Source organism: Streptomyces noursei, from assembly GCF_001646665.1.
Lineage (GTDB): Bacteria > Actinomycetota > Actinomycetes > Streptomycetales > Streptomycetaceae > Streptomyces > Streptomyces lavendulocolor.
In genome coordinates this window covers 1-17,231 of record NZ_LWBU01000158.1, presented here as the reverse complement: position 1 = coordinate 17,231, position 17,231 = coordinate 1, and the positions used below count along the sequence as shown (strand labels likewise).

The window sequence follows — 17,231 nt, the reverse complement described above, 5'->3', positions numbered from 1 at the left end:
CGGCGCAGCCGCAACGGGCGGCGCTACCCTTCGTCCACCGTCCGCCTGCCCCTGACCGGCGCATCGGCGAAAAGCTTCTCGAACCACTCCGTCAGTATTTCCGCGGAGCGGTGCGGAACACTGCCGTCGTTCGGTCCCTGGGGCAAAGTGTCGTACTGGATCGCCGGCCCTTCTCCGGCACTGAAGATCCACTCGTGAAGGGCTTCGGCATCCTGGATCTCGTCGGGAGCCACCGCCTCGTACACCAGTGTGGCGCCTGCCGCATTCGCAACGGATGCGGCGGCGTTGACCTCTCGGCCCGTGCTGACCGCACCCCTGTGCAGCAGCCTGAGCAGCGCCTGGGCCGCCGGCCGGTGCTGAATCATCTCCTGTCTCAATACCGTGTTGAGGATGTCCTGATTTCCACAGGCGAGCTCGACCGGTCCATAGTTCTTCCCGTCTCGGAAGAGCTCAGCCGCCCACCATAGGCGTGAAAAGCACTGGAGATCCCATCGACCGGCGAAGCGGGCGGCCTGGGCCACCTCTCGGCCGCTCTCACCGCGCCCCCAACGCCATTGGACGAAGTCCGGGGCCACGCACAGTGCCAGGAAATTCCAGATCCCCGTGTCCGACGCCTCCGCACGCGTGAGCCGGAGGGTGCAGTGCAGCCGAGGGGCCAACCACGCGTCACTTGCCGTGGGAGCCGACTCCGAGAATCGCCGCTTCGCCTCGGTCAGCAGTTCGATCACCGGGGCGGAGTACCAACGCGCTGTGTCGTCGAGCGGCTCCTCGGCCTTCCCCTTGAAGGAGGAGAAGGACAACGTCTCGAATCCCTGGAGGACACGTGGAGTGATGGAGCGCGCGGCGACGGCGTCCGACAGCCGCCCTATTCTCGCCGGGAACTCAGGGCTCTCCCATGGGTTCATGCCTCGTCCCCCGTGTTGGCCGGGCGAGCCAGAGCACGAACCGTACTCGCCACAGTCTTCTGCTTCTTCGAGTGCACGGTGACCGCATGCATGAGACGGACGTGCATGTCGGATCCGCTCTCCCCCGCCGTACGGCGACCGACCAGGTCGACGAGCGCCTCGTCCGGCGACGTCTCGGGAAAGAAGTCGGGCAGCATTCGCCGCAGCACGTCCTCGTGCCAGCCCCCGGGCCACTGAGGCTCTCCCCGTTCAACAGCGCTGGCGTAGAGAGCGGTGTTGAACATCGCTGTCCAAACCTCACCGGCAATCTGGGTGGCCATGAGCTCACGCACGAGCTTCTGCTCCGGGGTGGAAGCGTTGTCGAGCACCGCCCTGAATCCCTCCAGCGAGGAGTTCAGATAAAGGATCGGCGACCCTGCCTCGGCGTCCAGAATCCACGGGTCGTCGCGGAATTCGTTCAGCTGCGGATGGTCCACGAAGTTCCTCCAGAGCATCTTGACACTGCGCTGCCTCGTCGGCTGCTTGGCCTCGAAGTCAGCACTCCAGCGCCTTTCCGCTCGGCCGATCAGGCGGCCTTCCACACCGTCGACCCGGGCGGCGATCCACGCATCGATCTCGCAACGACCCACATGCTCGCCGCGGCGCAGTTCCACCTCACCGCTCCAGCGCCCACGTTCCTGATATTTCAAGGGGAACGAAAGACGAACGTTCGTCCGCCTGTTGCGCACGACGGCGAGGCAGACGGGCGACACCCACGTGCCGTCCGCCAACTCGTCGGCATCCACCGAGACTGAGATCTTGATCCGTATCTCCTCCCAATCGCGCTTGATCGCGTGGAGGGCGATCACTCGCTCCGACTCGGAGACGAGATTCAAGGAAAGAGGAATGTTGTCCACCCAGACCTTGTCCGCAGCGAGCGCGACCTCTCCGGCCAGGATCGGATAGGGGTAGGCCTTCTTCACTCCGCGATCTCCTTGGCCCTCGGAACGTCCACCTCGATGCACGACATGCCGGCTGCCACCGGGTGGGTGGACGCATCCGTGACACCTCTGAAGATGCCCCTCCTCGCCCCTTCACGGAATCGCAGGTTTCCGCTTGCGGTCAACTCGCAGTCGCGCTCCGGGACGAGCATGCCGGCCCACTTCACGGGTATGTTGCCGCCCGACCTCACGACGAATCTGGCAACCGGCGCCAAGACCCACGGGGCGTCCCGCTCCGGCAGCTTCACGGTCACTCGGACCTTCCAGGCTCCGCTGTCCGTCACGTCGCCCTCCACGGCGTGGACCACGGGAAAGCCCTGGGTTCGTGCCTTGGTGGGGGCCTCGAGGGTCAGCAGGTCCCGCAGGATCGGCGGCCCCTCGTCGGTGTCGCTCTCCTCCTCCTGCCCCGCCAACAGCTCACGGATGGACTGTTCGGCCGCCCTCTTGAAGTCGAGAATGCACTGCCTGGCTCCCCGCACATAGGTGGCCGTGAGGTCCTCGGTGCTGGTCCAGTCGTTGTGGTCGGGCGGCTCGGCCGTGCGCAGAAGCCGTTCGGCCGCGACAGCATCCGGGCTGTCCACCCCGGTGGCCACACCGGTGAGAAGAACCGCCTGAAAGCGCCGATGTCCCAGAGGCAGATCGCTGACCCTCTTGTAGCGCACCACCATCCGCGTTGATCGCATGTAGGCGATGTGGTCTGGCTTGGGGTCGTCCTCAGTGGTCGGAGTGACCAGAAGTACGGCCTCATGGGACGTGGGCCGCTGCTCATCAGTGGCGTCGGGCTCCTTCCGAGCGGGCAGGCGCAGTGTCACGGACGCCTTCAGCACGTCCTCGCGCGACGTCAATTCGGCGGTCGTCCTCCCATCCAGGAAGGCCTTCACCGCACGTGACCTCGCAGGCTCGTGAGCATGGGGGTCGACAAAACGCTCAGCTCTTACGACGTGACCGTTTCGCCATGCCGAGACAGATGCGCGGAGCAAGGGCCCGACCTGCTCACCGCCGACCATGGATGCCCAGAAGTTGCGCGCGACGCCGTTGACCAATTGGTCGTGCATGTCCTCCAACTGCTCGGTGTCGCCGGAGCCGTCGTATGCACCGACGACCAAGAAGGAGGTACCCGGGGAGGAGTCACTCCTTTCCATGTACAGGCTCTCGGCGGTGACGTCGTCGGCCCACCAGGACCGCACCGAGTTCGTACGCTCCCTGTCTTTGATTCCGAACCAGGCCGGGCCGGCGAAGTCCTCACCGTCCACCCTGTGCCAAGGCAGTTCGAGCCTGCCCGCCATGCGACGCTCGTGCCGGCCGTCCTGTGCTTCGGAGAGGGTGCTGTTGACCAGGACGAGCCCGAACCTGCTCGCCGCCCACAGAGCTGCTTTGCCCAGACCGTACGACCCGCCCTGGGCGCCATTCTTGCCGCTGTCCAGGGTTCGCCGGATGACGCGGGCGAAACGACCGTCGTCATAGTCGGGGCCGGTGAGTCCGGTGGCGTTGTAGTCGTCGACCCGAAGCAACACCAGGCGACCGGTGCGCTCCAGCTCGTTGAGGCCGTCGAGGAGCACTCGTCCCGTCTTCTGCCTACGGTCGGCCGCCTCGCGGATGTGCCTCTCGATCGAGGACCACCGAAGGGCGGTCAGGAAATCGTGAAGCTGGCGGCCCGTCAGTTCGTGCAGGACGAATCGTGAGGTCACCGGCAACCTGCGCTCGAGCCGTTCGTCGAGACTGTTCTGCGTCGCCTCCCGCGCCAACACCTCGAGGTTGGCGGCGAACGCATACGCCGCAACATTGCCACCCGTCCTGCTGCCGTCCTGTGGAGCCCTCTGGAAGACCCACTCCAGTTCGGACGGCGTCGACTCGGGAGGACGGCGACTCACAGCGTCCTCGACAGCAACTCCGAGCGCTTCCGCTATGTCGGCGATCTTTTCGTACCGGGGAACGGACCGCCCCTTGGCCCAGGCGTTCACCGCCGCCGGCGTCACCCCCACGAGCTGAGCCAGCTCCTTCTGCGACAAGTCCCGTTGCAGCAGCATCCCGTTGAGCCAATCTGCGAAGTCTTGTGTCACTCCCGCACCCTTTCATCTCTGCGCTTGCAGATCGTACAAGGGAACACTTCATCCGACCCTAAGAAATGAAGAGTTCTAGCATCGCAGGGCGCGTAAAAACCGATGAATACACACAAAAAGGACGGAAGTGAACACGGCAAAAGGTCGTCGGATTCGGGAGGCGTCGCCCGTCCGGACAGATGTACGATGCTGCATCGTGCGGTACCGCATGAACGGAGCAGTCGTCAGGGCTCGTTGAGGCGAGCCGTGCGACCCGGGGGCGGTCACGTGCGCAGCGACCACCCAGGCACACATCGCAAGTCTTGTCCGTTTCGCCCGGATTGCGAACTTAAGACAATAAGCACGACAAGCGAAACATCAGCCGGTTTGTACAACAGGATCCAGAAGAAAGGATTCTCGCGCGTGATCGCGAAGAGGATGGTCGAGTTCAGCTTTTCCGTACCCGCCGACTGCAAGGCGTCGGTCTCCCTCAACCACACGAAGGGCGGCACGACGGGGCGCATCGAGACCGAGAACGGCTGCTACGACATTGCCGTGCGCCACTACGACGTCAACGAGGAAGACAACTCGCTGCGTTGAATCGACGTGCGGCCGGGCACCCGTCGTGGCTTGGAAGGGCGGCTTCCGGAGCCGGGCCAACACCTCGTAAGGGGTGCAGTAGTCAGCTCGTGGCAAGTCGAGGGGGCGGTGATCACATCGATCACCGCCTCCTCCGTGACAGCAACGCCGAGCCTTTGTCGAGTCGCATGAGCCTCACCGTTCTGTCCGCCCGGAGCGGCTCCCCGCCACGTCACCTTGCGGGCGCATCGCAGCCGAACGCCATGGGGTCAACGAGAGTGGCGACGAATCTTCCCCGCCCGTGCCGGAGAATCGCGGGTCACGTTACGGGATCCACGGCTCGCCCGCCCCCCGGAACATCGCCATCACCCCTGCGAGGAGCGGGAGTTGGGCCTGTGCCGCCTCCGCCAGGAGGTCGTCGTGGTGGCAGAGGCCCCGCTGCGTCACCTCCGTGAGGAGGGCGGTGGCCGCGTCGTCGGTCGGGAGGGACGGGAGGGTGTCCATGACCGCTCGCGGGAGGGGTACGCAGGCCAGGCCGTCGACCGGGACGCGGCGGGCGGGGCGGGTGGTGGGGTGTACGCGGACGTAGGCGTGGCCGCGCGGGGCGGTGCGGTGGGTGACCAGGACGTCGACCCTCGGGGTGGCGGGCAGGGACGTCACGCCGTACAGGGCGAGGGCGGCCGGGCCGGTGAGGAGGGCGTCGGGGCCCGCGTAGAGGAGGGCGCCGCGCAGCCGTTGGCGGGGGGTGGGCGGGGTGGTCCGCAGGGCGATCACGCGGGGCAGGAGGCGGCGCCAGGGGCCGGCCGGGCGGCAGTGGACGGTGGTCACGGAGGACGCGCAGCCGAGGTCCATCAGCTGGTGGACGGTGGCGACTCCGTCCTGGGCGACGACGAGCGGGTCGGTGGCGAAGAGCTGCGGCGGGATGAGGGTCGGCATGCGGGGTTCGTGCCCGCGGGCGGCCCGGGCGTATCCGCGGGCGGCCCCGCCGTTACGCGATGGTGGCAGGAAGGGTCCTGCACCGGCCCGGTCGGTGCCGTGTCGTCATCCGGTGGTCACCGTGCCGTCGGCCGGGTGCGGTACGGCCGCGCGCGGGGCCGGGCCGCGCGCGGGGGTGACCGCGGGGCCGCACCGGCCGCGTCGGCGGGGCGGAGCGCGCGGCGCGGCACACGATGGCGGGGCACTGCCCCGTACCTCACCGAACGACAGGTGGATCCGATCATGGCTCGACCCCTCCGCACCTCCCCCCGGGCGCGACGGCTGCGCTGGCTGCTGCTGGGCGTGCTGTGTTCCGCCGGCGCCGCGCTGCTGGTGACGGGCGGGACCCTGCTGCTGCCCGGCGGCGTGGCGCGTTCCCTGTCCGGTGGTGCCGCCCAGGCCGGTCTGGTGCTGGGCGGCACGCTGCTCCTGGGCTCGGCCGTGGTGGTACGGGCCCGCCGCGGGCGTGCGCGTCCGCCGCGTTAGCCTCGGGGCAAGGCAGGAACGGACGGACGGCGGAAGGCAGGGCAGCGGAGATGGCGAGGGTTCCGGCAACGGTGGTGGCGGCGAGCGGGCTCGTCGGCGGGTACGCCGTGGCGCGTTGGACGAAGAAGCGGCCGCTCGGCGGGGTGGCCCTGGCCGCGGCCGGGGCCGTGGCGGCGCGCGAGTGGAAGCAGCGCAGCGGGGGCGCGGCGGCCGCCGGGCTGACCGCCGCGTACGTCGCGGCGTTCGCGGGATCGCACCCGCTGGCCAAGAAGGTCGGGGCGTGGCCCGCCGTGTTCTCGGTGGCCGGCGGGATGGCGGCGGTGTCGTGGGCGGTCGGCCGCAAGAGCGGCTGAACGAGCCGCTGGACGAGCCGCTGGACGAGCGGTTCCACGAGGGGCTGAACGAGGGGCTGTACGGGCGGTTGAACGCCCGCCCGGCGGCGTACGTATAGAACAGCACCTCCCCACAGTGGCTGGGCGGGTGACCGGTCGGGCAGGGGCCGGTCCCCCGCCCGGCACGCCCCCCCCGGGGGCGGGCGGGTCAGCCGCCCAGCGCGTGGGAGACCGTGTAGATCAGCAGGCCGGCCAGCGCGCCGACGACCGTGCCGTTGATGCGGATGAACTGAAGGTCCCGGCCGATGTGCGCCTCGATCTTCCGGGACGTCTGGTCGGCGTCCCAGCTCGCGACGGTGTCGCTGATGAGCGAGGTGATCTCGGTGCGGTACGTGGTGATGACGTAGACCGCCGCGTCCTCGATCCAGCCGTCGACCTTGGCCTGGAGACGGGCGTCGGTGGCGAGCCGGGTGCCGAGCGAGAGCAGCGAGGCGCGGGCGCGGAGGCGGAGCTCGCTGCGCTCGTCCTCGGCCGCCGAGATGATCATGGCGCGTACGGAGGCCCAGGCGGAGGCGATGATGTCCTGCACCTCCGGCCGGGCCACCAGGTCCGACTTGAGGCGCTCCACCCGCGCCCGGGTGTCCGTGTCGCCCTGGAGGTCGGCCGAGAAGTCGGTGAGGAACCGGTCGAGCGCCCCGCGCGCCGGGTGGGCGGGCATGTCGCGCATCTCCGTGACGAAGCGCAGCAGCTCCTTGTAGACGCGCTCGCCGACCTTCCGGTCCACGAAGCGCGGCGTCCAGCCGGGCGCCCCGCCCTGCACCGCGTCCATGATCGAGTCGGAGTGCAGGACGAGCCAGTCGTGGGCGCGGTTGCAGATCAGGTCGACCGCCCCGTGGTGCGCCCCGTCGGCGACGATCCGCTGGAGGGTCTTGCCGATCCCGGGGGCGATCTCCGCCGCCTCGGCGCGCCGGGTGATGGCCTCGCCCACCACGGCCTGGACGTCGGCGTCCCGCAGCACGGTGAGCGCGCCGCGCAGGGCGGTGGACAGTTCGGCCGTCACCCGGTCGGCGTGCGCGGGTTCGGCCAGCCAGGTGCCGAGGCGGCCGCCGATGCCGAGGGCGTGGAGCCGGGCGCGTACGACGCCCTCGTTGAGGAAGTTCTCGCCCACGAAGGAGCCCAGCGCGGTGCCCAGCTGGTCCTTCTTGGTGGGGATGATCGCGGTGTGCGGGATGGGCAGCCCCATGGGGCGGCGGAACAGCGCGGTGACGGCGAACCAGTCGGCCAGCGCGCCGACCATGCCGGCCTCGGCCGCCGCCGCCACGTAGCCGGGCCAGCCGGTGACGCCGGAGCTCCTCGCCCAGGTGGCGAGGACGTAGATCAGGGCCACCAGGAGCAGCAGCGCGGTCGCGGTGACCTTCATCCGGCGCACGCCGCGGCGTTTCTCCTCGTCGGCGGCCGTGTACGAGAAGGCGACCAGCGAGGTCTTCGTATGGTTCATCCGGCTCCACCTGTCCGCGCGCATGCGTACCTATGTCCCTATCCCAGGTACTCCCCAGTCGCACGGCGAGTTCCCCGGAAGCCGGGGAAGGTCACTTCCGCAGCTGTTTGCGGGTGCTCCTGCGCTCCTTGCGTCTGACGTCGACGCCGCCCATCAGGGCGAACCCGGTGATCCGTACGCGCGGTGAGCCGGGCGTGCCCTCGCCCGCGCCGCGGTCGTCGAAGCCGCCCATGAAGCCGAAGCCGGACACCTCGACGTGCAGGTCGGGCGGGACGACCACCTGGATGCCGCCCATGACGGCGAAGCACCGGATGACGACCTCCCGGTCCTCGAAGGACGCCTCGCGCAGGTCGATGTCGCCGCCGCCCTGGAAGACGGCCGCCGTGAACTCGCGCGCGACGCTCCACCCGCCCCGCCGCGTGAAGCCGCTCCAGAACGCGAAGGCGCCCCTGGAGGTGGCGGGCCTGCCGATCCGGGCCGGCCAGGCGCGTTCCCCGCCCGCCGCGCCCGCCCCGGGGCCCCCGGCCACGGCGGGGGCACCGGCCGCCCCGCCGGCACCGTCCCCCACCGGGGCCACCGCGCCCGCGGGGAGGTCGCGCAGGAGCGGGACCAACTCCCCGTGGGTCCGCGCCCGGTAGGCGGAGTCCAGGCGCTGCTCGAACTCGGCCATGTCGAGGCGGCCCTCCGCGTACGCGTCCCGCAGCCGCTCCGCCACACGCTCGCGCTCGGCGTCCGAAGCCCGTATGTCGGGCGGTTCGCTCGTCATACCGGCAGCCTAGTGCCGGGTGCCCGTCACAGGCCCGCCGATCGCTCCGCGTACATCTTGGCGATCACGGTCTCGATGTCCGGTTCCCGCACCGACAGGTCCACCAGCGGGTACTCCGCCGCGATCCGGGCCACCAGGGGCGCGGCCGACCGGGCGGCGGGGAACGCCAGCCACTGGCGCGGGCCGTCGACGCGCACCACCCGGGCGCCGTCGGCGGTGATGGGCGGCAGCTCCCGCTCCAGGTCCACCACCAGCGTCCGCTCGCTCTCGCCCACCTCGTGCAGGCCGCCGAGGGGGCCGTCGTACATCAGGCGCCCGTGGTCGATGACCATCACCCGTTTGCACAGCTGCTCGATGTCGGTGAGGTCGTGGGTGGTGAGGAGCACCGTGGTGCCGCGCTCGGCGTTCAGGTCGCGGAGGAAGTCGCGGACCTTCGCCTTGGAGATGACGTCCAGGCCGATGGTCGGCTCGTCCAGGTACAGCACCTCGGGGTCGTGCAGCAGGGCGGCCGCGATGTCGCCGCGCATCCGCTGCCCGAGCGACAGCTGACGGACCGGCACCTCCAGCAGCTCGGCGAGGTCGAGCAGTTCGACGCAGCGGTCCAGGTTCTCGCGGAAGCGGGCGTCGGGGATGCGGTACATGCGGTGCACCAGGCGGTAGGAGTCCCGCAGCGGCAGGTCCCACCAGAGCGTCGTGCGCTGCCCGAACACCACGCCGATGCGGCGCGCCAGCCGGGTGCGCTCGCGGGAGGGGTCGATGCCCGCGACGCGCAGCCGGCCGCCGCTGGGGGTGAGGATGCCCGTCAGCATCTTGATGGTGGTCGACTTGCCCGCGCCGTTGGGGCCGATGTAGCCCACCATCTCGCCGCGCGGCACCCGGAATCCGATGCCGTCGACCGCCCGGACCTGGCGCTTCTCGCGCCGGAAGCGGCCGGTTCTGCGGCGCACCTCGAAGACCTTCTCCACCCCGTCCAGTTCGATGAATCCGGTGTCCGTCACTCCATCAGCTCCCCGTGCTCCGGTACGAACGCATGCCCACCCGCCACGCAAGACCCGCCACCACCCAGAACACCGCCGCCACCAGCGGTGACGCGAACGCCGCCCACCCCGGCAGTCCCGCCGGCGCCTCGCGCCCCAGCACGTACAGCGCCGGCACCCAGTTCACGAACGCCAGCGGCACCACGTACACCACCCCGCGCACCAGGTCCTGCGCGAAGATCACCGGCGGGTACTGGAGCAGGGTGTTCCCGCCGTAGGTGAACGCGTTGGCGACCTCGGAGCCGTCCTGCGCCCAGAACTGGAACGCCGCCCCCATCACCATCACCGCCGAGAAGATCAGCCACCCGCCGATCACCATCACCGGCACGAGCGCCGCCTTCAGCGGCGTCCACTCGACGTCGAGCAGCACCAGGGACCACACCAGCACGATCAGCCCCTGGATCACCCGTCCCACCCGCCGCAGCGCGAACCGGTCCGCCGCCACCTGCGCCAGCACCGGCACCGGCCGCACCAGCAGCGTGTCCAGCGTCCCGTCCCGCACTCGCCGCCCCAGCCGCTGCACCTGGCCGAGCACCAGGTCGGCCAGCCCGAAGGCCGTCCCGGTCGTCCCGTACAGGAAGGCGACCTCGGCGAACGAGAAGCCGCCCAGCCCGTCCACCTGGCCGAACATCAGCAGGATGACGACGAAGTCGAACCCCGTCGCCGTGAAGTTGGACAGCAGCGTCATCGCGAAGGAGAAGCGGTACGTCATCGTCGACCGCACCCACATCGCGGCGATCAGCCCGTACGCGCGCACTCCCGCGACCGGCTCAGCCACCCTGCACCACCACCCTCCGGGTCGCCACGGCCTGGAGCGCGCGCCCCGCCGCCAGCAGCACCACCGCCCAGCCGGCCTGGAAGGCGTACGCCTCCAGCAGGGCCCAGCCGGTCCGCTTCTCCAGGAACACGTCCGCCGGCACCTGGAGCAGCGACGCCCACGGCAGCAGCCGCGCCACCTCGCCCAGCGCGCCGGGGAAGACGGTCAGCGGCAGCAGCATCCCGGAGAAGAACGTCCCCGCCAGCCACGCCACCTGCACCGCCCCGGCCCCGTCCATCAGCCAGAACGCGCTCAGCGCCACCAGGAACCAGACGGCGAAGCTGACCACCACGCCCAGCGCCACCGACAGCAGGAAGGCCGCCCATGTCGACGGGTGCCCGGGCAGGGCGAGGTCGAAGGCGAGCGCCCCGACCGCCATCGGGACCACGCCCCGGCCCAGCAGCTGGAAGGCCGACCGGCCCAGGGCGACCGACAGCCACCACGCCTGGAGGTCCGCCGGGCGGTACAGGTCGACGGCGATGTCACCCGTCTTGATGCGCTCCATCAGCTCGTCCTCGAACCCGCCGCCCATGAGCCCGCAGGTCGCCAGCAGCGCCTGTCCGATCCACACATAGGTGAGCGCCTCGGACATGTCGTAGCCACCGAGCCCCGGACGCTCGTCCCACAGGGCCATGTAGGTGTACGCCAGGATGAAGCCGAAGACGGTGTTGGTGAACACCCCGGCGGCGGTCGCCACCCGGTAGGTCGCATAGCGCCGGAACCCGCCCGCCGCCACGGCCGCGTACAGCCGCATCCTGGCCCCCTCCCGCGTCCGTCCGCCGTCGGCACACACCAAAGCCGAGGAGCCTAGCCCGCTCACATCCGTGCCCGCGAGCGGTTTTCGGCTGTCGTTCCGGCTGCCGTTGCCGGGGTTGGGCGGGTGGACCGTGCACTATGAAGGGACTTCGCAAAACGCCCCATACGTGACGAAACAGGCCGGAGATCATGAGCGACGAGCCACCGCAGCCAGGCTGGGAGCCCCGCGACCCGACCGACGCCGGGCCCCCCGCCGAAACCCCCGTCCCGCCGGAACGGAAGCGGAAGGGCAGGCGGAAGCGCACCGGCCTGCGCCGGCTCCTCCCCACCTGGCGGATGGTCCTCGGCGCCTTCCTCCTCGCCGCCCTCCTCCTGATCGGCGGCTTCTTCGCCGGCTACCACTTCGTCGACATCCCGCCCGCCAACGCCGCCGCCACGGCCCAGTCGAACGTGTTCCTCTACGAGGACGGCACCCCGCTCGCCCAGAAGGGTGACGTCAACCGCGAGAACGTCCGGCTCTCCCAGGTCCCGGCCACCGTGCAGCACGCCGTGCTCGCCGCCGAGGACCGCGACTTCTACTCCCAGCCCGGCGTCGACCCCGAGGCGATGCTCCGCGCCACCTGGAACACCCTGACCGGAAAGGGCACCCAGGGCGGTTCCACCATCACCCAGCAGTACGTCAAGAACTACTACCTCGGCCAGGAACAGACCCTCGTCCGGAAGGCGAAGGAGTTCTTCATCTCGATCAGGCTCGACCGGGAGAAGACCAAGGACGACATCTTCCAGGGGTACCTCAACACCAGCTTCTACGGCCGCAACGCCTACGGCATCCAGGCCGCCGCCCGCGCCTACTACGGCAGGGACGCCCAGGACCTGACCACCGCTCAGGGCGCCTACCTCGCCGTCCTCCTCAACGCCCCCAGCGCCTACGACGTCGACGGCCGCCCCGAGAACCGGGCCAAGGCGCTCCGCCGCTGGAACTACGTCCTGGACGCCATGGTCACGGAGAAGTGGCTCAGCCCCGCCGCCCGCGCCGCCACCACCTTCCCCGAGCCCGAGGAGGTGACGGCCACCACCGGCCTGTCCGGCCAGCGCGGCTACGTCGTCCAGGCGGTCGAGAACTACCTCACCGACCACCACGTCATCGACGAGAAGACCCTCGCCCAGGGCGGCTACCGCATCACCACCACCCTCCAGCAGGACAAGCAGGAGGCCCTCGCCGGCGCGGTCGACGAACAGGTCATGGCACGGCTCGACGACTCCAACGAGACCGACCGCTACGTCCGGGTCGGCGGCGTGTCCATCGACCCGGCCACCGGCAAGGTGGTCGCCATGTACGGCGGCGTCGACTACACCCGGCAGTTCGTCAACAACGCGACCCGCCGCGACTACCAGGTCGGCTCCACCTTCAAGCCGTTCGTCTTCGCCGCCGCCGTCCACCACTCCTCCGTCACCCAGGACGGCGACCGCATCTCGCCCCACACCCGCTACGACGGCACCAACAAGCGCGCCGTCCAGGGCTGGACCGGCAGCCGGTACGCCCCGGCCAACGAGGACGACGTCGACTACGGCCCCATCACCGTGCGCACCGCCACCGACAAGTCCGTCAACGCGGTCTACGCGCAGCTCGCCGTGGACGTCGGCCCGGCCAAGGTGGAGCAGACCGCCATCGACCTGGGCCTGCCCCCCGACACGCCCGACCTCAACCCCTCCCCGTCCATCGCGCTCGGCCCGGCCACCGCCAGCGTGCTGGACATGGCGGAGGCGTACGCCACCCTCGCCAACCACGGCAAGCACGCGACGTACGCCCTCGTCGAGAAGATCGAGAAGGACGGCACCGCGCTGCCCCTGCCCGCCCGCAAGAGCGAGCAGGTGATCAGCAGGGAGGCCGCCGACACGACCACCGCCATGCTGCGCAGCGTCATCGAGGGCGGCACCGGAACCGCCGCCCAGGCGGCCGGCCGTCCCGCCGCCGGCAAGACCGGGACGGCGGAGGACGACAAGGCGGCCTGGTTCGCCGGCTACACCCCGGACCTGGCGACCGTCATCACCGTCATGGGCCAGGACCCGGACACCGGAGCGCAGAAACCCCTGTACGGGGCGCTGGGCCTGGAACGCATGAACGGCGGCGGGGCCCCGGCGGAGATCTGGGGCGAGTACACCCGGGCGGCGCTGGCCGACAGCGCGGTCCGCGACTTCGACCTGGTGCTGGCCGACGGCGCCGAGAAGGAGCTGGAGGAGCCCGACCCCTCCGGCTCCGGTGCCCCGGAGGACGTGGAGGGCTGGGACGTCGAGGACGCCGGCGCGGAGCGGGGCAGGGGCGACGGCTCCGGCGGGTACGACGGCTTCGAGGGCCCCGGCGCACCGGGCGGCGCCCGCGAATCGGCCGGTACGCGGACCGGCGGCGGTACGCGGGGGACGCACGGGGCGGGCGGCCAGGACCCGGCAGGCCCGCCCGGCTCCCCCGGGACCGGCACACCCGCCGGCGCCGCGGCCCCCGGCGGCGGGGGCGCGGCGGGGCCGGGCCCCGCGCCGGCCATGCCGGTCATGCCGGCCGGGCCGCCCGGCGGACCGGTCCGGTAGCCGGCCGGCGGGCCCCGGGGCCGTACCGCCGGGTCAGTGCCCGGAGGTCGCCTTCAGGCCCACCACCGCGACCAGCAGCAGACAGACGAAGAAGATCCGCGCGGCGGTCACCGGCTCACCCAGCACCACCATGCCGACGACCGCCGCACCGGCCGCACCGATGCCGACCCACACGCCGTACGCGGTACCGATCGGCAGGGTCTTCGCCGCCTGGGCGAGCAGCAGCATGCTGGCGACGATCCCGGCGCCGGTGAACAGACTGGGCCACCACCGGGTGAACCCGTCCGTGAACTTCATTCCGACCGACCAGCCCACCTCGAGCAGACCGGCGACGATCAGCAGGACCCATGCCATGACGGCACCTCCGGGACGCGACGACGTACATACGGGGTGCGTCGTCTTGTCCTGACCCGGTACGGCGCGTCTCGTCGGGGTCCCTCCACGCTAGCAAAGGCGCGCGCCCCGGTGGCGGGCCCGCGCACGAAGGCCCGGTGACGTCCGCCACCGGGCCTTCCCGCACGCTCGCCGGAGCCGCCCTACAGATACAGACCGGTCGAGTCCTCCGACCCGCCGAACCGGTCCGCCGCGACCGCGTGCAGGTCGCGCTCCCTCATCAGTACGTACGCCACGCCCCGCACCTCGACCTCGGCGCGGTCCTCGGGGTCGTACAGCACCCGGTCACCGATCTCCACGGTCCGGACGTTCTGTCCGACCGCGACCACCTCGGCCCAGGCGAGCCGGCGGCCGACCGCGGCGGTCGCCGGGATCAGGATGCCGCCGCCCGAGCGCCTCTCGCCCTCGGGCGTGTCACTGCGGACCAGCACCCGGTCGTGCAGCATCCGGATGGGCAGCTTGTCGTGGGTGTTCTCGCTCACGCCACGAACCTACCTGCCCCGGCGCGTCCCGCACGCCGGAGGGTCATGACTCGGGTCAGTCCCGGCGCCGCCGGGCACTCATCGCGAGCAGCCCCACCACACCGACGGCGAGCAGCGCCACCGGCACCAGCCGCTCCAGACGCGGCGCGCCGTCCTCCGAGACGAACCGTCCCTTCACGTCCGTCACCACGCGGTTGACGGTGACGAAGGCGCGCCCGGCGGTCTGGTCGACCGTCGAGGCCACCCTGGCCTTCGCGTCCCCGATGATCGTCTTCGGGTGCACGCGCACGCCGATCTCGTCGAGAGTGACGGCGAGCTGCTCGCGTCGGCGGACGATGTCCGCCTCGATCTGCGCAGGGGTCCTGGCTTCCGACACCGCGCTGCCTCCGTAGGTCCGGCCGAATCCGTGGTGGACAGTCTGTCAGCTCGGGGACCCGATGACTGTCCCAGACCCCCATTAGGCTCTGAACGCGTACGAGCCATCCCCCTCCCGAGGAGCCGAGAAGCCATGAGCGAGCGACTGCAGCCCGGCGACACCGCCCCCGCCTTCACCCTGCCCGACGCGGACGGCAAGGACGTCTCGCTGGCGGACTACCGGGGCCGCAAGGTCATCGTCTACTTCTACCCGGCCGCCCTGACCCCCGGCTGCACCAAGCAGGCGTGCGACTTCACCGACAACCTCGACGTCCTCGCCGACGCCGGCTACGACGTGATCGGGGTGTCGCCGGACAAGCCCGAGAAGCTGGCCAAGTTCCGCGAGAAGGAGGACCTGAAGGTCACGCTGGTCGGGGACCCGGAGAAGGAGACGCTGACCGCGTACGGCGCCTTCGGCGAGAAGAAGCTGTACGGCAAGACGGTGACCGGCGTGATCCGCTCCACGGTCGTCGTGGACGAGGAGGGCAAGGTCGAGCGCGCGCTCTACAACGTGAAGGCGACCGGGCACGTGGCCAAGATCATCAAGGACCTCGGCATCTGAGCCGTCCGCCGGAAGGCCCCTCGCCGTGTGACCGAAGTCCCAATGATCCGGGACTTCGGTTTGCGATCGCCACTCCCGAGCAGATGTTCCCCCTGGATTGATCCACAGTCCGGGAAAGGAACCCTGCCCATGGCGGCCACGACCGATCCTGCGGCGGTCAGGCGCCACCGCATGCTGTTCCGCACCATCCAGCGGCGGCGGAACCCCAAGCTCCGGCGGTCCGACATCACCGTCACCGATGTGACGGCGGTGAAACGGGCCGTGAAGGCCGCCTCGCTCGGCAACGCCATGGAGTGGTTCGACTTCGGCATCTACAGCTACCTGGCCGTCACCATCGGCCATGTGTTCTTCCCCTCCGGGAACGACACCGCGCAGTTGCTGTCCTCGTTCGCGACCTTCGCCGTCGCCTTCCTGATCCGCCCGCTGGGCGGCATGGTCTTCGGTCCCATGGGCGACCGCATCGGCCGCAAGAAGGTGCTCGCCCTGACGATGATCATGATGGCGGTCGGCACGTTCGCCATCGGCCTGATCCCCTCCTACGCGTCCATCGGCTTCTGGGCCCCGGTGCTGCTGATCCTGTTCCGGCTGGTCCAGGGCTTCTCCACCGGCGGCGAGTACGGCGGCGCGTCGACCTTCATCGCCGAGTACGCCCCGGACAAGCGGCGCGGCTTCTTCGGCAGCTTCCTGGAGCTCGGCACGCTGGCCGGGTACGTCGGCGCGGCGGGCCTGGTGACGGTGCTGACCGCGGTGCTGGGCGACGCGTCCATGGAGGCGTGGGGCTGGCGCATCCCGTTCCTGGTCGCGGGACCGCTCGGCCTGGTGGGGCTCTACCTGCGGCTGCGGCTCGACGAGACCCCGGCGTTCCGGAAGCTGGAGGCGGAGGGCGCGACCGCGTCCGAGGCGGCCGACCCGGTGGAGACCTCGGCGAAGGGCGACCTCGCCACGATCTTCCGCGAGTACTGGCCGACGCTGATCCTGTGCATCGCGCTCGTCGGCGCGTACAACGTCACCGACTACATGCTGCTGTCGTACATGCCGACGTACCTCTCCGACGAGCTGGGCTACAGCGCGACGCACGGGCTGCTGATCCTGCTGGCCGTCATGGTCTTCCTGATGCTGATCATCACCCGGGTGGGGCGGCTGAGCGACCGGTACGGCCGCAAGCCGCTGCTGATGGCCGGCATGCTCGGCTTCCTGTTCCTGTCGGCCCCGGCCTTCTGGCTGATCGGCCTGGGCGGCGTCGTCGCCGTCACGGCCGGCATGCTGATGCTCGGCCTGTCCCTGGTGTGCCTGCTGGGCACCATGTCGGCGGCGCTCCCGGCGCTGTTCCCCACCCAGGTGCGCTACGGCTCGCTGTCCGTGGGCTACAACCTCTCCGCCTCCCTCTTCGGCGGCACCACGCCCCTGGTCATCACCGCGCTGATCAGCCTCACCGGCAGCACCCTGATGCCCGCCTACTACGCCATGGCGGCGGCCCTGGTCGGCGTGATCGCGGTCGCGTGCATGAAGGAGACGGCCCGCCGGCCCCTGGAGGGCTCCCCGCCGTCGGTCTGCACCCAGGAGGAAGCCGCGGAACTGGCGCGGTCCGGGGCGCCGGAGCCCAGGTTCTAGGGAGTGTCCGCAAAGT

Annotated in this window: 19 protein-coding genes and 1 riboswitch; of the genes, 7 read left to right on the top strand and 12 right to left on the bottom strand. The window is 70.5% G+C overall.

The features are described from left to right. Window positions 1–23: 23 nt before the first annotated feature. From A4V12_RS12190 to A4V12_RS12180, 3 genes are read right to left on the bottom strand one after another with little or no spacing between them, the layout of a single operon-like run. Window positions 24–905 carry a DUF6339 family protein gene (locus A4V12_RS12190; RefSeq protein ID WP_234372156.1) on the bottom strand — a complete coding sequence of 294 codons (882 nt, stop codon included), beginning with the start codon at window positions 903–905 and terminating at the stop codon, window positions 24–26. Further along, complete coding sequence (locus A4V12_RS12185) at window positions 902–1,867, bottom strand: hypothetical protein (protein WP_064069323.1); 966 nt, start codon at window positions 1,865–1,867, stop codon at window positions 902–904. Before A4V12_RS12185 ends, A4V12_RS12190 begins: the two co-directional genes overlap by 4 nt. Continuing rightward, on the bottom strand, window positions 1,864–3,912 hold the full coding sequence (locus A4V12_RS12180) for a helix-turn-helix transcriptional regulator (protein ID WP_064069568.1): 2,049 nt from the start codon (window positions 3,910–3,912) through the stop codon (window positions 1,864–1,866). Before A4V12_RS12180 ends, A4V12_RS12185 begins: the two co-directional genes overlap by 4 nt. A gap of 435 nt (window positions 3,913–4,347) precedes the next feature. Here A4V12_RS12180 and A4V12_RS37490 point away from each other — a divergent pair, with 435 nt between their 5' ends. Beyond that, window positions 4,348–4,524 carry a hypothetical protein gene (locus A4V12_RS37490; protein WP_159028862.1) on the top strand — a complete coding sequence of 59 codons (177 nt, stop codon included), beginning with the start codon at window positions 4,348–4,350 and terminating at the stop codon, window positions 4,522–4,524. A 303-nt stretch (window positions 4,525–4,827) separates the two neighbouring features. On the opposite strand, the gene A4V12_RS12175 is transcribed toward A4V12_RS37490, so the two are convergent. Beyond that, a complete protein-coding gene (locus tag A4V12_RS12175; protein WP_064069322.1) occupies window positions 4,828–5,439 on the bottom strand; it encodes a hypothetical protein in 612 nt (203 codons plus the stop codon). A 282-nt stretch (window positions 5,440–5,721) separates the two neighbouring features. On the opposite strand from A4V12_RS12175, the gene A4V12_RS12170 reads away from it, so the two are divergent. From A4V12_RS12170 to A4V12_RS39480, 3 genes are read left to right on the top strand one after another with little or no spacing between them, the layout of a single operon-like run. Beyond that, complete coding sequence (locus tag A4V12_RS12170) at window positions 5,722–5,964, top strand: hypothetical protein (protein ID WP_064069321.1); 243 nt, start codon at window positions 5,722–5,724, stop codon at window positions 5,962–5,964. A 50-nt stretch (window positions 5,965–6,014) separates the two neighbouring features. Continuing rightward, a complete protein-coding gene (locus tag A4V12_RS12165; RefSeq protein ID WP_064069320.1) occupies window positions 6,015–6,317 on the top strand; it encodes a hypothetical protein in 303 nt (100 codons plus the stop codon). Beyond that, window positions 6,290–6,415: a hypothetical protein gene (locus A4V12_RS39480; RefSeq protein ID WP_267893189.1), complete on the top strand. Its 126-nt coding sequence runs from the start codon at window positions 6,290–6,292 to the stop codon at window positions 6,413–6,415. Before A4V12_RS12165 ends, A4V12_RS39480 begins: the two co-directional genes overlap by 28 nt. An 89-nt stretch (window positions 6,416–6,504) precedes the next feature. Here the strand turns inward: A4V12_RS39480 and A4V12_RS12160 are convergent, their stop codons facing one another. The 5 genes from A4V12_RS12160 to A4V12_RS12140 form a co-directional block, all read right to left on the bottom strand. Further along, window positions 6,505–7,794 carry a DUF445 domain-containing protein gene (locus tag A4V12_RS12160; RefSeq protein WP_234372155.1) on the bottom strand — a complete coding sequence of 430 codons (1,290 nt, stop codon included), beginning with the start codon at window positions 7,792–7,794 and terminating at the stop codon, window positions 6,505–6,507. A gap of 91 nt (window positions 7,795–7,885) precedes the next feature. After that, window positions 7,886–8,560, bottom strand: a complete 675-nt coding sequence (locus A4V12_RS12155; RefSeq protein WP_064069318.1) for a DUF1707 SHOCT-like domain-containing protein — start codon at window positions 8,558–8,560, stop codon at window positions 7,886–7,888. A 26-nt stretch (window positions 8,561–8,586) separates the two neighbouring features. Then, the gene (locus A4V12_RS12150; RefSeq protein WP_064069317.1) at window positions 8,587–9,558 is read right to left on the bottom strand and encodes an ABC transporter ATP-binding protein; all 972 of its coding nucleotides are present in this window, start codon (window positions 9,556–9,558) and stop codon (window positions 8,587–8,589) included. Window positions 9,559–9,562: 4 nt separating this feature from the next. Next, the gene (locus A4V12_RS12145; RefSeq protein ID WP_107415399.1) at window positions 9,563–10,327 is read right to left on the bottom strand and encodes an ABC transporter permease; all 765 of its coding nucleotides are present in this window, start codon (window positions 10,325–10,327) and stop codon (window positions 9,563–9,565) included. A gap of 40 nt (window positions 10,328–10,367) precedes the next feature. Beyond that, entirely contained in the window at window positions 10,368–11,168 is an 801-nt protein-coding gene (locus A4V12_RS12140; protein WP_064069315.1) for an ABC transporter permease, read from the bottom strand. A 191-nt stretch (window positions 11,169–11,359) separates the two neighbouring features. Here A4V12_RS12140 and A4V12_RS12135 point away from each other — a divergent pair, with 191 nt between their 5' ends. Beyond that, entirely contained in the window at window positions 11,360–13,753 is a 2,394-nt protein-coding gene (locus tag A4V12_RS12135; RefSeq protein ID WP_064069314.1) for a transglycosylase domain-containing protein, read from the top strand. Between the two features lie 33 nt (window positions 13,754–13,786). Here the strand turns inward: A4V12_RS12135 and A4V12_RS12130 are convergent, their stop codons facing one another. The 3 genes from A4V12_RS12130 to A4V12_RS12120 form a co-directional block, all read right to left on the bottom strand. After that, window positions 13,787–14,107, bottom strand: coding sequence for a DMT family transporter (locus A4V12_RS12130; RefSeq protein WP_064069313.1), 321 nt, complete (start codon window positions 14,105–14,107; stop codon window positions 13,787–13,789). A 35-nt stretch (window positions 14,108–14,142) separates the two neighbouring features. Continuing rightward, window positions 14,143–14,212, bottom strand: a riboswitch (guanidine-III (ykkC-III) riboswitch). A gap of 77 nt (window positions 14,213–14,289) precedes the next feature. Continuing rightward, window positions 14,290–14,628, bottom strand: coding sequence for a GroES family chaperonin (locus A4V12_RS12125; protein WP_064069312.1), 339 nt, complete (start codon window positions 14,626–14,628; stop codon window positions 14,290–14,292). Window positions 14,629–14,683: 55 nt separating this feature from the next. Further along, complete coding sequence (locus tag A4V12_RS12120) at window positions 14,684–15,004, bottom strand: DUF3618 domain-containing protein (RefSeq protein ID WP_064069311.1); 321 nt, start codon at window positions 15,002–15,004, stop codon at window positions 14,684–14,686. A gap of 132 nt (window positions 15,005–15,136) precedes the next feature. Here A4V12_RS12120 and bcp point away from each other — a divergent pair, with 132 nt between their 5' ends. Further along, entirely contained in the window at window positions 15,137–15,604 is a 468-nt protein-coding gene (gene bcp / locus A4V12_RS12115; RefSeq protein WP_064069310.1) for a thioredoxin-dependent thiol peroxidase, read from the top strand. Between the two features lie 129 nt (window positions 15,605–15,733). Further along, window positions 15,734–17,215, top strand: a complete 1,482-nt coding sequence (proP, locus tag A4V12_RS12110; RefSeq protein ID WP_064069309.1) for a glycine betaine/L-proline transporter ProP — start codon at window positions 15,734–15,736, stop codon at window positions 17,213–17,215. Window positions 17,216–17,231: the final 16 nt, after the last annotated feature.

Excerpts from the sequence above, each read along its gene's own strand:
- A4V12_RS12190 (WP_234372156.1), bottom strand. The coding sequence starts at position 905 with ATGAACCCATGGGAGAGCCCTGAGTTCCCGGCGAGAATAGGGCGGCTG.
- A4V12_RS12180 (WP_064069568.1), bottom strand. The coding sequence starts at position 3,912 with ATGCTGCTGCAACGGGACTTGTCGCAGAAGGAGCTGGCTCAGCTCGTG.
- A4V12_RS12175 (WP_064069322.1), bottom strand. The coding sequence starts at position 5,439 with ATGCCGACCCTCATCCCGCCGCAGCTCTTCGCCACCGACCCGCTCGTC.
- A4V12_RS12170 (WP_064069321.1), top strand. The coding sequence starts at position 5,722 with ATGGCTCGACCCCTCCGCACCTCCCCCCGGGCGCGACGGCTGCGCTGG.
- A4V12_RS12165 (WP_064069320.1), top strand. The coding sequence starts at position 6,015 with ATGGCGAGGGTTCCGGCAACGGTGGTGGCGGCGAGCGGGCTCGTCGGC.
- A4V12_RS12160 (WP_234372155.1), bottom strand. The coding sequence starts at position 7,794 with ATGAACCATACGAAGACCTCGCTGGTCGCCTTCTCGTACACGGCCGCC.
- A4V12_RS12155 (WP_064069318.1), bottom strand. The coding sequence starts at position 8,560 with ATGACGAGCGAACCGCCCGACATACGGGCTTCGGACGCCGAGCGCGAG.
- A4V12_RS12145 (WP_107415399.1), bottom strand. The coding sequence starts at position 10,327 with ATGTGGGTGCGGTCGACGATGACGTACCGCTTCTCCTTCGCGATGACG.
- A4V12_RS12140 (WP_064069315.1), bottom strand. The coding sequence starts at position 11,168 with ATGCGGCTGTACGCGGCCGTGGCGGCGGGCGGGTTCCGGCGCTATGCG.
- A4V12_RS12135 (WP_064069314.1), top strand. The coding sequence starts at position 11,360 with ATGAGCGACGAGCCACCGCAGCCAGGCTGGGAGCCCCGCGACCCGACC.
- A4V12_RS12130 (WP_064069313.1), bottom strand. The coding sequence starts at position 14,107 with ATGGCATGGGTCCTGCTGATCGTCGCCGGTCTGCTCGAGGTGGGCTGG.
- bcp (WP_064069310.1), top strand. The coding sequence starts at position 15,137 with ATGAGCGAGCGACTGCAGCCCGGCGACACCGCCCCCGCCTTCACCCTG.
- proP (WP_064069309.1), top strand. The coding sequence starts at position 15,734 with ATGGCGGCCACGACCGATCCTGCGGCGGTCAGGCGCCACCGCATGCTG.